13 protein-coding genes are annotated in these 11,443 nt (G+C 69.1%); 2 read left to right on the forward strand and 11 right to left on the reverse strand.

Annotated elements, in window-relative coordinates; translation table 11 throughout:
* Positions 1–10 precede the first annotated feature (10 nt).
* From hutH to ACSQ4M_RS27725, 5 genes are read right to left on the reverse strand one after another with little or no spacing between them, the layout of a single operon-like run.
* Positions 11–1,564, reverse strand: coding sequence for a histidine ammonia-lyase (gene hutH / locus ACSQ4M_RS27705; RefSeq protein WP_436192601.1), 1,554 nt, complete (start codon positions 1,562–1,564; stop codon positions 11–13).
* A 37-nt stretch (positions 1,565–1,601) separates the two neighbouring features.
* Positions 1,602–2,393 (reverse strand): histidine utilization repressor, encoded by a 792-nt coding sequence (gene hutC / locus ACSQ4M_RS27710; RefSeq protein WP_436192602.1) that lies wholly within the window; start codon positions 2,391–2,393, stop codon positions 1,602–1,604.
* Between the two features lies 1 nt (position 2,394).
* Positions 2,395–3,177, reverse strand: coding sequence for an ABC transporter ATP-binding protein (locus tag ACSQ4M_RS27715; RefSeq protein WP_436192603.1), 783 nt, complete (start codon positions 3,175–3,177; stop codon positions 2,395–2,397).
* Positions 3,178–3,185: 8 nt separating this feature from the next.
* Positions 3,186–4,043 (reverse strand): ABC transporter permease, encoded by an 858-nt coding sequence (locus tag ACSQ4M_RS27720; RefSeq protein WP_436192604.1) that lies wholly within the window; start codon positions 4,041–4,043, stop codon positions 3,186–3,188.
* A 3-nt stretch (positions 4,044–4,046) separates the two neighbouring features.
* On the reverse strand, positions 4,047–5,009 hold the full coding sequence (locus ACSQ4M_RS27725) for an ABC transporter substrate-binding protein (protein ID WP_436192605.1): 963 nt from the start codon (positions 5,007–5,009) through the stop codon (positions 4,047–4,049).
* A gap of 346 nt (positions 5,010–5,355) precedes the next feature.
* On the opposite strand from ACSQ4M_RS27725, the gene ACSQ4M_RS27730 reads away from it, so the two are divergent.
* Positions 5,356–5,517 (forward strand): hypothetical protein, encoded by a 162-nt coding sequence (locus ACSQ4M_RS27730; protein ID WP_436192606.1) that lies wholly within the window; start codon positions 5,356–5,358, stop codon positions 5,515–5,517.
* Positions 5,518–5,520: 3 nt separating this feature from the next.
* Entirely contained in the window at positions 5,521–5,946 is a 426-nt protein-coding gene (locus ACSQ4M_RS27735) for a PIN domain-containing protein (RefSeq protein WP_436192607.1), read from the forward strand.
* A 1-nt stretch (position 5,947) separates the two neighbouring features.
* Here the strand turns inward: ACSQ4M_RS27735 and ACSQ4M_RS27740 are convergent, their stop codons facing one another.
* From ACSQ4M_RS27740 to ACSQ4M_RS27765, 6 genes are all read right to left on the reverse strand, one after another.
* Complete coding sequence (locus ACSQ4M_RS27740; RefSeq protein WP_436192608.1) at positions 5,948–6,868, reverse strand: ribokinase; 921 nt, start codon at positions 6,866–6,868, stop codon at positions 5,948–5,950.
* A gap of 5 nt (positions 6,869–6,873) precedes the next feature.
* Positions 6,874–7,791 (reverse strand): dihydrodipicolinate synthase family protein, encoded by a 918-nt coding sequence (locus ACSQ4M_RS27745; RefSeq protein WP_436192609.1) that lies wholly within the window; start codon positions 7,789–7,791, stop codon positions 6,874–6,876.
* A 166-nt stretch (positions 7,792–7,957) separates the two neighbouring features.
* Positions 7,958–8,830: an isocitrate lyase/PEP mutase family protein gene (locus tag ACSQ4M_RS27750; protein WP_436192610.1), complete on the reverse strand. Its 873-nt coding sequence runs from the start codon at positions 8,828–8,830 to the stop codon at positions 7,958–7,960.
* Positions 8,831–8,834: 4 nt separating this feature from the next.
* Positions 8,835–9,623, reverse strand: a complete 789-nt coding sequence (locus ACSQ4M_RS27755) for an SDR family NAD(P)-dependent oxidoreductase (RefSeq protein WP_436192611.1) — start codon at positions 9,621–9,623, stop codon at positions 8,835–8,837.
* Positions 9,620–10,405, reverse strand: a complete 786-nt coding sequence (locus ACSQ4M_RS27760; RefSeq protein WP_436192612.1) for an SDR family oxidoreductase — start codon at positions 10,403–10,405, stop codon at positions 9,620–9,622. Before ACSQ4M_RS27760 ends, ACSQ4M_RS27755 begins: the two co-directional genes overlap by 4 nt.
* Positions 10,402–11,418, reverse strand: coding sequence for a TRAP transporter substrate-binding protein (locus ACSQ4M_RS27765; protein WP_436192613.1), 1,017 nt, complete (start codon positions 11,416–11,418; stop codon positions 10,402–10,404). Before ACSQ4M_RS27765 ends, ACSQ4M_RS27760 begins: the two co-directional genes overlap by 4 nt.
* Between the last annotated feature and the right edge of the window lie 25 nt (positions 11,419–11,443).

Here is an 11,443-nt window from a genome sequence, read left to right on the forward strand (position 1 = left end):
TTGGGGGTGTTCAGGCGTGGCTGGGCAGGATGGCGGTGACGGCGGCAGGCCAGATACGACCCTGGGCACCAAGCGCCCATTGCCGCATGGATTCCACATCGGGCGCAAGGTAGCGGTCCTGCTCGATGAAGCCCACGTGCGCGCGGATCGCGTCGAACTCGGCCTCCATCAGGGGGCTGGACTTCAGCTCGTGCTTCAGCTCGATCCCCTGGCAGGCGGCCATGGCCTCGATGCCCACGACCACGGCCGTGTTCTCCACCATGTCGCCCAGGCGGCGTGCCGCGAAGGTGGCCATGGACACATGGTCTTCCTGGTTGGCCGAGGTGGGCAGGCTGTCCACGCTGGCCGGATGCGCCAGCGACTTGTTCTCCGACGCGAGCGCCGCGGCCGTGACCTGGGCGATCATGAAGCCGGAGTTCACGCCCCCGTCGCGCACCAGGAAGGGCGGCAGCATCGACAGGCCCGAGTCCAGCAGCAACGCCATGCGGCGCTCGGAGATCGCGCCGATCTCGGCGATGGCCAGCGCCAGGATGTCGGCCGCGAAGGCCACGGGCTCGGCGTGGAAGTTGCCGCCCGAGATGACCTCGCCCGTGTCGGTGAAGACCAGCGGGTTGTCGGACGCGGCGTTGGCCTCGATCACCAGCACGCGCGACGCGTGGGCCAGGTTGTCCAGGCACGCGCCCATGACCTGCGGGATGCAGCGGATCGAATACGGGTCCTGCACGCGGCCGCAGTTGGCGTGGCCGGGGATGATCTCGCTGCCTTCGAGCAGTGCGCGCACCGCGCCGGCCACGGCCATCTGGCCCGGCTGACCCCGGGCTGCGTGGATGCGCGCATCGAAGGGCTTGATCGAACCCTGGATGGCTTCGAGCGACAGCGCACCGGCCATCAGCCCGGCGGCGAACACGTTCTCGGCGCCGAACAGGCCGGCCAGCGCCAGCGCGGTCGAGACCTGGGTGCCGTTCAGGAGTGCCAGGCCTTCCTTGGGGCCCAGCACGAAGGGTTCCAGTCCGAGCGAACGCATGGCCTCGGCGCCAGGCACCACGCGGCCGTCCGCGAGTTCGGCCTCGCCCTCCCCGATCAGCACGCAGGCCAGGTGCGCCAGCGGCGCCAGGTCGCCCGAGGCGCCCACCGAGCCCTTGGCCGGGATGCGCGGCAGCACGCCCGCGTTGAACAGCGCCAGCAGCGCATCGACGATCTCTGGCCGGATGCCCGAGTGCCCGCGCGCCAGGCTGACCGCCTTGGCCGCCAGCACCAGCCGCACCACGCCGGCCGCCAGCGGCGCGCCCGTGCCCACCGCGTGCGAGAGCACCAGGTTGCGCTGCAGCTCGGCCAGCCGCCCGGGCGGGATCACGGTCTGCGCCAGCTTGCCGAAGCCGGTGTTGATGCCGTAGACCACGTCCCCCGCGTCGAGGATGGACTGCACGGTGGCCTGGGCGGCCAGCAGGCCCGCGCGCGCGCTGGCGTCCAGCGCCAGGCGCACGCCGCCGGCATGGATGCGGCGCAGCTGGGCCAGGCCCACGTCGCCGGGTGACAGCGTCAAGGTGTTGGTTTCGGTGGTCATCGGTTTTCCTGTCTATACAAGTACGGGCGCAAAAAACTCAGGCCAGCCCCTGGTTGCCGTCGTTGCGCAAACGGCTGCCCAGGCGGTAGCGGGACGCGGGATGCAGGCATCGCACCAGCGTGATGGTCTTGCCGCGCGCCCAGGTGCGGCGCGTCAGCAGCAAGCAGGGCTCGGCCGCGTCCATGGCCAGGCGCTCGGCCTGCTCGGCCGTGGGCAGCACGGCATCGACCAGGTGCTCGATCTGGTCGAACGGCACGTTGCGCACCAGGTATTCGCTGGGCGGCACGCTGGAGAAATCCTGCTCCAGAAAGGTCGGCACGATGCGCGGGTTCACGTAGCGGTCTTCCAGTTGCACGGGCACGCCATCCTCCAGGTGCAGGCAGACACAGTGCACGAGGGATTCGCCCATGCGCACGTCCATCCAGACGGCCACGTCGGGCGAGGCCGCCACGCGCTCGGCCGCGATCAGCTGGAAGCCGTAGTCGTGCCCACGGCTGCGGATCTCGCTGGCGATGTTGGCGATTTGCAGCAGCGTGGACTGCGGCTTGGCCTCGGCCACGAAGCTGCCCACGCCGGCCACGCGCACCACCCGGCCCTGGTCCATGAGTTCGCGCAGCGCGCGGTTGGCCGTCATGCGCGAGATGCCGAACTGCGCCACGAGCTCGTGCTCGGACGGCAGGCGGTGCCCGGCCGGCCACTCGCCGCTCTGGATGCGGCGTGTGATGTGCTCCTTGACCTGCTCGTACAGCGCCAGCGCAGGCGCGGCTTCCGAGCGTGCAACCCCGGAGCGTGCAGAAGCGTGGCGGGCGGTCGCGGGGTTGGTCTTCATCTCAATGCTCGGCGGCCGCCATGGACTCGGCGCGGATCTCTTCCGTCAGCCGGGCCTTGAGCTCCATGAACGCGGGCGTGGTCTTGACCGTGTAGTGGCGCGGGTGCGGCAGGTCCACCGCGATCTCGGTCTTGATGCGGCCCGGCCGCGCGCTGAACACGGCCACGCGGCTGGCCATGAAGATGGCCTCGTCGATGTCGTGGGTCACGAACAGCACGGTCTTGTGCTCGGCCTCCCAGATGCCCAGCAGCAGCTCCTGCATGAGCACGCGGGTCTGGTTGTCGAGCGCGCCGAAGGGCTCGTCCATGAGCAGGATCTTGGGGTCGTTGGCCAGCGCCCGCGCAATCGCCGTGCGCTGCTGCATGCCGCCCGAGAGCTGCTTGGGGAAATGCTGCTCGAAGCCGCGCAGGCCGACCTTGGCGATGAAGTAGTCGGCCCGCTCCTTCTGCACGCTTTCCGGCAGGCCGCGCTCGCGCAGGCCGAAGCGGATGTTCTGCTCGATGTTGAGCCAGGGGAACAGCGTGTAGCTCTGGAACACCATGCCGCGGTCGGCGCCGGGGCCTTCGATGGTCTGGCCGTCCAGCAGCACCTGTCCGCTGGTCGGGTAGTCCAGCCCCGCGACGATGCGCAGCAGCGTGGACTTGCCGCAGCCCGAGGGGCCGAGGATGGTCACGAAGTCGTTCTTGCGGACCTCGAAGTCCACCGGCAGCAGCGCCTGGGTGGATTGGCCGCCCGGGCTTTTGAAGGTGCGCGAGACGCCGCGGATCGAGAGTTGATTGCTCATGTCGACTTTCACAGACTGGCCCACGCGAACAGCTTGCGGTTGACCGCCTTGAAGATGAAGTCCGACACCAGCCCGATCAGGCCGATCACGATGATGCCGAAGATGATCTGGCCGGTGTTCAAGAGCGCCTGGCTGTCGGTGATCATGTGGCCGATGCCCGAGGACGAGCCGATCAGCTCGGCCACGATCACATAGGTCCAGGCCCAGCCCAGCACCAGGCGCAGCGTCTCGGCGATGCCGGGCGCGGCGCCAGGGATCAGCACGCGGCGCACGATGCCGCGGCTGTCTGCCCCCAGCGTGTAGGCCGCCTCCACGAGGTCCTTGCGCGCACCGCCCACGGTCACGGCCACCATCAGGATGATCTGGAACACCGAGCCGATGAAGATCACGAGCAGCTTCTGCGTCTCGCCGATGCCGGCCCACAGGATCAGCAGCGGGATGAAGGCCGAGGCCGGCAGGTAGCGGCAGAACGAGACGAAGGGCTCCAGGAAGGCCTCGACCGGCTTGTACGCCCCCATCGCGATGCCCAGCGGCACGGCGACCACGGCCGCCAGGATGAAGCCGCCCAGCACGCGCCACACCGTCATGCCGATGTCGTGGATGAAGCCATATTCGGTGAACAGCAGCCAGGCCTCGTGCACCATCGTCGGCGGGCTGGCCAGGAAGGTGGGCGAGACGAAGCCGCCCAGCGTGAAGAACGCCCAGACGGCGACGAACAGCACGAAGAAGGCCAGGCCCAGCAGCCAGCGCGCCTGCGCGCTGACCGGCTCCAGTGGCACCATGCCGCGGCGGCGCCGGCCGACAGGGGCAGCCGGCAGCGACGCAGGCAACACGGTCGTCTGGGCGCGGGCGGTGTCGCTGGCCATGGCTTACTTGATGAAGCTGGCGTCGTACATGGCAGCCCAGTTGTCAGGCTGCTTGCGGATCACGCCGGCCTCTTGCAGGATCACCGCGGCCTCCTTCATGAAGGTCTCCAGCTCACCGGCGAAGAACTTCTGGTTGGCCGCCTTGTCCTGCCAGCGCAGGAAACTCGCGGACTTGGCAAACGCCTCGCCGGTCTGCTTGACGGCGCCGCCCATGATCTCGTTGGCCTTGGCCGTGTCGGTCTTGATCATCTCCAGCGCCTGGAAGTACGAATCCACCAGCGCCTTGGCGGCGGCGGGGTTGGCCTTCAGGAAATCGGGCGCGCAGCCCAGCGTGTCCTGGATGTGCGGAAACTCCAGCGTGGTCGCCAGGATCTTGCCGGCGCTGGGGTTGTCGCGCACGGTCGAGAGGTAGGGCTCGTAGGTCACGGCGGCATCGTTCTGGCCGGTCACGAAGGACTGGGCGGCCGGCTGCGGCGCCAGCGTGACGGTCTTGACGTCCTTGATGCTCATGCCGTTCTTGCTCAGCAGCCAGGCCAGCGTGAAGTACGGCGCGGTGCCGGGCGCGTCCACAGCCACGGTCTTGCCCTTGAGGTCGGCGAAACTCTTGATGTCGTTGCGCACGGCGATGCCGTCGGCGCCGTAGGACTTGTCGAGCTGCACGATCTGCACGATGGGCACGCCGTTGGTGTTCCAGGCCACGTGCGTCTCCACGGTGGTGGCGGCGCACTGGATGGACTTGGAGGCCAGGGCCAGGTGGCGGTCCTTCTGCGGAATCATCTTGATCTCCACGTCCAGCCCGTTCTTCTTGAAGATGCCGGCGCGGTCGGCCAGCGTCAGCGGCGCAAAGCCGGTCCAGCCGGACATGCCGATCACGACCTTGGTTTGGGCGGCAGCGCCCTGGGCCAGGGTGGCGAGCACGCCTGCGGCCAGCACGGTGGCGAGCTTGGAGAAAACAGTCTTGGCCATGCGGCCCTCCTCGGTTTGGGGTTGAACGCTTCGGTCTCGCCGACGATCGCGGTGGGGGTTCACACGGACCGGCGGCAGTCTCATTCACCTGAGCAGACCTGTATATACAGATTAACCCGAAAACAGCCCCAGGATGGGGCGGTTCAGGGGCTGGGCTGGTGCGCGGTCACCGCGGTGGTGCCTGCGCGGGCAGGGCTGCCGGCGAATGCGGGGGACTTTGCAGGGAGCGTGCCAGGGTTGAAGCACATCAAACTTGCGCACATGTGTGAACTGGAGGCACTCTTGAACATCACGCTTTCCGTGGACGAGCAGGGTTGCACAGCGTGCCCGCGAGGCCGCGCAGAAGATGGACAAGAGCCTGAACCAGGCCGTACGCGACTACCTGGAGCAGTTGGCGGGCAACGCCCAGCGCGAGCAGCGATGGGCGCAGTTCGAGCAGGACTGCCTGAAGTCGACGGCCCGGCTGGACGGCTGGCGCTTCGACCGCGACGAAGCCAACACGCGCTGAGCCATGGCCGAACGCAGCTTCATCGACACCCATGTCCTCGTCTACGCCGAGGCGAGCGACCTGCCCGCCAAGCAGCGCGTCGCGCTGGACCTGCTCAAGCGGCTGTACGAAGAAGCCAGCGGCGTGCTGTCGACGCAGGTGCTGCAGGAGTACTGCAATGTCGCGCCCAAGAAACTGCGGATGCCGGCGCAGCGGCTGCGCGCGCGGCTGGACCTGTATGAGCAGTTCGAGATCGTCCAGGTGACGCCGGTGATCGTCCGGGCCGGACTGGACCTGCACCAGACGCGCAGCCTCGCGTTCTACGACGCACTCATCGTGGCCAGCGCGCAGACGGCTGGCTGCAATGTGCTGTTCAGCGAGGACATGAACGCCGGCGAGAAGATGGGGCCGGTGCGCATCGCCAATCCGTTCGCGGCCGGTCCTGCCTGAGTCAGCCGCGCTGCATGAGCAGCGCATCCACCTGCGCGGCCGTCGGCATGCCGCCGATGGCGCCCTGCCCCGTCACCGACAGCGCCGCCGCCGCATTGGCCCGCTGCATGGCCTGCTCGAGCGGCAGGCCGCGTGCGAGTGCCGCGGCCAGCGCACCGTTGAAGGTGTCGCCGGCGCCGATGGTGTCCGCCACCGTGTCCATGCGCCAGCCCGGGATGGACAGCGGCGCGGCGCCCGGGCGCCAGAGCCGACAACCTTCCGCACCCAGCGTGGCCAGCACGGCGCCGACACCGCATGCCAGCAGGCGCTGCGCGCCCTGCTCCAGCGGCGCGTCGGCTGGCAGGTCGGTCAGGCGGCGCAGCTCGGTCTCGTTGGGCGTCAGCAGGTCTGTCAGGCCCAACAGCTCGCCCGGCACCACGACCGCAGGTGCGGGGTTCAGCAGCGTGATCACGCCGGCCGCGCGCGCGATGCGGAAAGCCGCCAGCGTGGCGGCCTGCGGCACTTCGTTGGAGGCGATCACGACGCGAGCGCCCGCGATGGTGGCCTGCGCGGCCTGCACCTGGGCCACGCCCAGACCCGCGCCCGCACCTGGGGCGACCGCAATGCTGTTATCGCCGTCGTCGAACACGAGGATCTGCGCCACGCCGCTGCGTTCGCCGTCCACCTGCTCCACGTGTGTGGTCAGGATGCCCTCGCGCGCCCACAGGTCCAGCCCCATGCGACCGAAGTCGTCACGGCCAATGCGCGCGACCACGGCCGTGCGCGCACCCTGGCGCGCGCAGGCCACGGCCGCGTTCGAGCCCTTGCCGCCCGGGCTGATGTCGAAGGAACGTGCCAGCACGGTCTCGCCGCGCGCCATCGGCCGCGCCACGCGCGACACCAGGTCGGCGTTCCAGCTGGCGATGCAGACGACATCCACCATGGCGATCAGTCCTTGCTGCGGTCGAGCGCGAAGGCGGCCATCTGCGCCTCGATGCGCGCCAGCTCGGCCTCGTCCAGCACCACCAGCGGCGGACGCACGCGACGCCAGCCGGCGTCGTTGTCCAGGATGGCCATGATGGCCTTGAACGCGGCCGTCATGCCGTAGCCGCCCAGGATGTCCAGGAAGGCGCGCACGCGCTGCAGGTCACGCTGCGCGGCCTCGTCACCCTGCGCCAGCGCCAGGCGGCCGACCAGGTGCGGCATCACGTTGGCGATGCCGCTCACCGCGCCCAGACTGCCGCGCGCGCCCATGGTCGGCAGGTCGGGCTCGTTGCCGACCCAGACCTGCATGCCGGGCATGAAGGCTTCCGCATAGGCGATGGAATCGGCGCGCGTGCAGCCGCTGTCCTTCAGGCCGACGATGGTGTCGGGGTACAGCAGGCGCAGCGTGGAGATGACCTGGTGTGACAGGCGCACGCCCGAGACCTGGGGGATGTGGTACAGCACCACGCGCAGGCGGGCGTCGGCCACGCCGTCGATCACGTAGCGGTAGGCATCGATGATGCCCTGGTCGGGCACGCCCTTCAGGAAGAACGGCGGCAGGATCAGGCAGCGCGTGGCACCGACCGACAGCGCGTGGCGCGTCAGCTCCAGCGTGTCGGGCAGCGCGGCGCAGCTGGTCGAGACCAGGATGCGCTCGGCCGGCACGCCGCCAGCGATCAGGCCTTCGAGTGCGGCACACCGCTCGGCCACCGTGAACGAGGGGCCCTCGCCCGTGGTGCCGAAGGGCGTCACGCCGGCGCAGCCGCCATCGATCAGCGCCTTGGCGTGTTTGGCGAACTTGGGAATGTCGATGCTGAGGTCTTCGTTCAGGGGCGTCAGCAGTGCGGGCCAGATGCCGGCATGGGGAACAGGGGTGGTCATGGCTATGTCCAGGAGTGAACTGTCGTTGGGGTGGTGGGCTACAGCGCCAAGTCGGGCTGCTGGCCGGGCGAGGACACCCGCGGAACTGGCTCTGCCAGGCCGCTGGGTGTGCCCCCTGGGGGGTATGGGATGTCTACACGCAGTGAGACATCCAAACGGGGGAGAGTCATGTGCTCCCGCCGAACTGTTCGTCCAGCTGCTGGTGGTGTGACAGGCCGACGGTGTCGGCGAAGGCGGCATAGGACAGGCCCGGCTGCACCAGCGCGCCCGGCGTGCCGCCGGCGTGCAGGGCGGCCAGCGACTCCTGCACGGCACGCGCGGCGCTGAACAGGGCTGTGACGGCGTAGAACACGACGGCAAAGCCCATGGCCTGCAACTCGGGCGCCGTCAGGGCCACGGCCGGCGTGCCGTCGACGATGGAGACGACCTTGGGCCCGGCCACGCGGCGCGCAACGGCCTCGACCTCGGCCACGGTCTTGATGCCGTCCACGAACACCAGGTCCACGCCGGCGTCCTGGTAGCGCTGGGCGCGCGACACGGCTTCGTCGATGCCGGCGGCCGGCAGCGCATCGGTGCGGCCGATGATGAGCAGGCCGTCATCGCCACGCGCCTGCACGGCGCAACGCAGGCGGCGCGCGTTCTCGGCCGCGTCGATCAGGCGGATGCCGGCCATCTGGCCGCAACGCTTGGGCGCCACCTGGTCCTCCAGGTGGATGGCCGCGACGCCGGCCTGCACGTACTCGCGCACCGTGCGCTCGATGTTGGACGGGCCGCCGTAGCCGGTGTCGGCATCGGCGACCACGGGGATGCCCACGGCGCGCACCATGTCGCGCGCGTGCGTGGTCATCTCGGTCTGCGTGAGCAGGCCGATGTCGGGCTGGCCCAGCCGCGTGGCCGTGGCGCCGAAGCCCGTCATGTAGATCGCGGGAAAGCCCGCGCGCTCGACCAGGCGGGCGCTCAGGCCGTCGTAGGCGCCGGGCGCCTGGACGATGGTGCCGCTGGCGAGCAGGTTCTTGAGTGTGGTTGCGGGGTGGTGCATGGGTTCAACTCATCATGAGCCCGCCATCGACATTGATGGCCTGGCCCGTCATGTAGTCGGATTCTGGCGCTGCCAGGAAGGTCGCGACGTCGGCCACGTCCTCAGGGCGCTGCGGGCGGCCCATAGGGATGCCGGCGATGCGCTGTTGCCAGATCTGACCCTCGCCCAGGCCTTGCAGTGCGCCCCAGTCGCGGTCCATGCCGCGCCACATCTCGCTCTCGACCAAACCGGGGCAGATGGCGTTGACGGTCAGCTGCGGTGCGAACGCGATGGCGGCCGACTGCGTGAGGCTCAGCACTGCGGCCTTGCTGGCGCGGTAGTGCGGGATCACGGCGGCGATCGGCCCGGCGCCGCTGCGCCCGGCGATGGACGCCATGGTGATGATCTTCCCAAGCGGCCGGCCCTCGGCCAGCGGCGCTTGCTGCAGCATCTGCCGGGCAGCGGCCTGCAGACTCAGGAAGCAGCCCTTGACGTTGACGCCCAGCATGCGGTCCCAGTCGGCACCTTCCAGTTCGAGGAAGGGCTTGAGCTGCATGATGCCGGCGTTGCAGACCATCACGTCGAGCCGGCCGTGTTCGGCCACGATGCGCTCGACGAGATGGCGGCATTGCGCCGCATCGGTCACGTCGGCCTGCACGCCCAGCGCGCCGATGGCGTCGGCCGCGCGCTGGCAGCGCCCGGCATCGATGTCGGAGATGACCACGCGCGCGCCGCGCTCGGCGAACTTGCGCGCCACGGCCAGGCCGATGCCCTGGCCCGAGCCGGTGACGGCCACAACCAAGGGTGCGGTCATGCGGGCTTCTTGCGGGTCAAGGGCTGGTCCTGCACGTAGGTGCGGTTCCACACCGGCGAGATCACCAGTTCGTTGACGCACACATGCGCGGGCGCCTCGGCGATGAAGCGGATGGTGCGGCCCAGGTCGGCCTCCTGCAGCATGCGTGCCTTGTCCGCCTCGGTCGGCTGCACGGGCCGCTTCTTGAGGATGGGCGTGGCCACCTCGCCCGGGCACAGCGCCGTGGCGCGCAGGCCGTTCACGCACTCCTCGATGTTGAAGGAATGCGTGAGCGCCATCATCGCGGCCTTGCTCGAGGTGTAGGCCGGGCCCGTCATGTACTCGTAGTGGAAGCCCGCGAACGAGGCCACGTTGATGATCGTGCCCTGCCCGCGCGCGCGCATGCCCTTGACCACGGCCAGCGTGCAGTAGGTCGCACCGTTCAGGTTGATGCCCACCACGTCGGCGAAGGTCTCGGCGTCCGTGTCGCACCAGTAACGCTTGGGGTAGTTGATGCCCGCGCTGTTGACGAGGATATCGACCCGCCCGAACTCGGCCTGGATCGCGTCCGCCACCGCGTTCACGGCCTTGGCGTCGGCCACGTCCAGCGGCTTGGCCGTGATGCGGCCGGCAGGCGCGCCGCGCCCTTCAGCCTCGACGATGGCCGCGTCAAGCTTGGCCGCATCGCGGCCCGAGACCACGACGCGCGCACCGGCCTTGGCCAGGTCCACCGCACCGGCCAGGCCGATGCCGCTGCCGCCGCCCGTGACCCAGGCGACCTGTCCGTCCAACGCTCCGCTCATTGCCCGCGGATCCGCTTGAGTTCTTCGGTCACCAGCGCGATCGGCTCTTCGCCGATGGCCTTGGCGTGGCGCTCGTAGATCACCTTGGTCTTCTCGCGGATGCGCGCGGTCTCGGCCGGGCTGATCTCGTTGACGGCCATGCCCTTGCTACGCAGGTTGTCCACGCTCTTGGCTTCCATGGCGCGGTTGGCCTTGCGCTGTTCGGCGCGGCCGACCACGGCGCATTCCTTGAGCACGGTGTGCTCCTGCTCCGACAGGCCGTCCCAAACCTTCTTGGAGAACAGCACCAGCGTCGGGCTGTAGGCGTGCTTGGACAGCGTGAGGTACTTCTGCACCTCGTAGAACTTCATGTTCTCGATGTTGGTGAACGGGTTCTCCTGGCCGTCCACCGTCTTGGTCTCCAGGGCGGAGTAGACCTCGGTGAAGGCCATGGGCACGGCGTTGCTGCCCAGGGTCTTGAAGGTGTCCAGGTAGACGTTGTTCTGCATCACGCGCATCTTCACGCCGTCGAAGTCCTCGACCTTGGTGATCGGGCGCTTGGAGTTGGTGGTGTGGCGGAATCCGTTCTCCCACCAGGCCAGGTTGATGAGGCCCACGGCCGGCATCTTGGCCGAGAACCAGTCACCCACCTTGCCGTCCAGCAGCTGGTCGGCCTCGGCCGCGGTGTTGAACAGGAACGGCAGGTCGAACACGCCGAGCGCCGGCACGATGGACACCACGGGCGCGGTGGAGGTCAGCACCATGTCGATGGAGCCGGTGCGCACGCTCTGCGTGCTGGTCAGGTCGCTGCCCAGCGCGCCGTCCCAGAAGGCCTGGATCTTCATCTTGCCGCCGGATTTCTCCAGCGTGCAGGCGCCCATGGCCGTCAGGCCGTTGCCCATGGGGTGCTCCTTGCTGACGCCGTTGGAGACGCGGAAGTTGCGGTCCTTGAACTGGGCGCTGGCGCTGCCGGCGGCCAGCAGCAAGGTGGCGCCGGCCACGGCGGTCAGGGCAAGACGGGAAATGTTCGTCATGGTCATGTCTCCAGGGTGGGGAAAA

Source organism: Pseudorhodoferax sp. LjRoot39, from assembly GCF_964253035.1.
Taxonomy (GTDB): Bacteria; Pseudomonadota; Gammaproteobacteria; order Burkholderiales; family Burkholderiaceae_C; genus Pseudorhodoferax.

What these genes read in the sequence shown, in the direction of transcription:
- hutH (WP_436192601.1), bottom strand. Translation starts at nt 1,564, where the DNA reads ATGACCACCGAAACCAACACCTTGACGCTGTCACCCGGCGACGTGGGC.
- hutC (WP_436192602.1), bottom strand. Translation starts at nt 2,393, where the DNA reads ATGAAGACCAACCCCGCGACCGCCCGCCACGCTTCTGCACGCTCCGGG.
- ACSQ4M_RS27715 (WP_436192603.1), bottom strand. Translation starts at nt 3,177, where the DNA reads ATGAGCAATCAACTCTCGATCCGCGGCGTCTCGCGCACCTTCAAAAGC.
- ACSQ4M_RS27720 (WP_436192604.1), bottom strand. Translation starts at nt 4,043, where the DNA reads ATGGCCAGCGACACCGCCCGCGCCCAGACGACCGTGTTGCCTGCGTCG.
- ACSQ4M_RS27725 (WP_436192605.1), bottom strand. Translation starts at nt 5,009, where the DNA reads ATGGCCAAGACTGTTTTCTCCAAGCTCGCCACCGTGCTGGCCGCAGGC.
- ACSQ4M_RS27730 (WP_436192606.1), top strand. Translation starts at nt 5,356, where the DNA reads ATGGACAAGAGCCTGAACCAGGCCGTACGCGACTACCTGGAGCAGTTG.
- ACSQ4M_RS27735 (WP_436192607.1), top strand. Translation starts at nt 5,521, where the DNA reads ATGGCCGAACGCAGCTTCATCGACACCCATGTCCTCGTCTACGCCGAG.
- ACSQ4M_RS27740 (WP_436192608.1), bottom strand. Translation starts at nt 6,868, where the DNA reads ATGGTGGATGTCGTCTGCATCGCCAGCTGGAACGCCGACCTGGTGTCG.
- ACSQ4M_RS27745 (WP_436192609.1), bottom strand. Translation starts at nt 7,791, where the DNA reads ATGACCACCCCTGTTCCCCATGCCGGCATCTGGCCCGCACTGCTGACG.
- ACSQ4M_RS27750 (WP_436192610.1), bottom strand. Translation starts at nt 8,830, where the DNA reads ATGCACCACCCCGCAACCACACTCAAGAACCTGCTCGCCAGCGGCACC.
- ACSQ4M_RS27755 (WP_436192611.1), bottom strand. Translation starts at nt 9,623, where the DNA reads ATGACCGCACCCTTGGTTGTGGCCGTCACCGGCTCGGGCCAGGGCATC.
- ACSQ4M_RS27760 (WP_436192612.1), bottom strand. Translation starts at nt 10,405, where the DNA reads ATGAGCGGAGCGTTGGACGGACAGGTCGCCTGGGTCACGGGCGGCGGC.
- ACSQ4M_RS27765 (WP_436192613.1), bottom strand. Translation starts at nt 11,418, where the DNA reads ATGACGAACATTTCCCGTCTTGCCCTGACCGCCGTGGCCGGCGCCACC.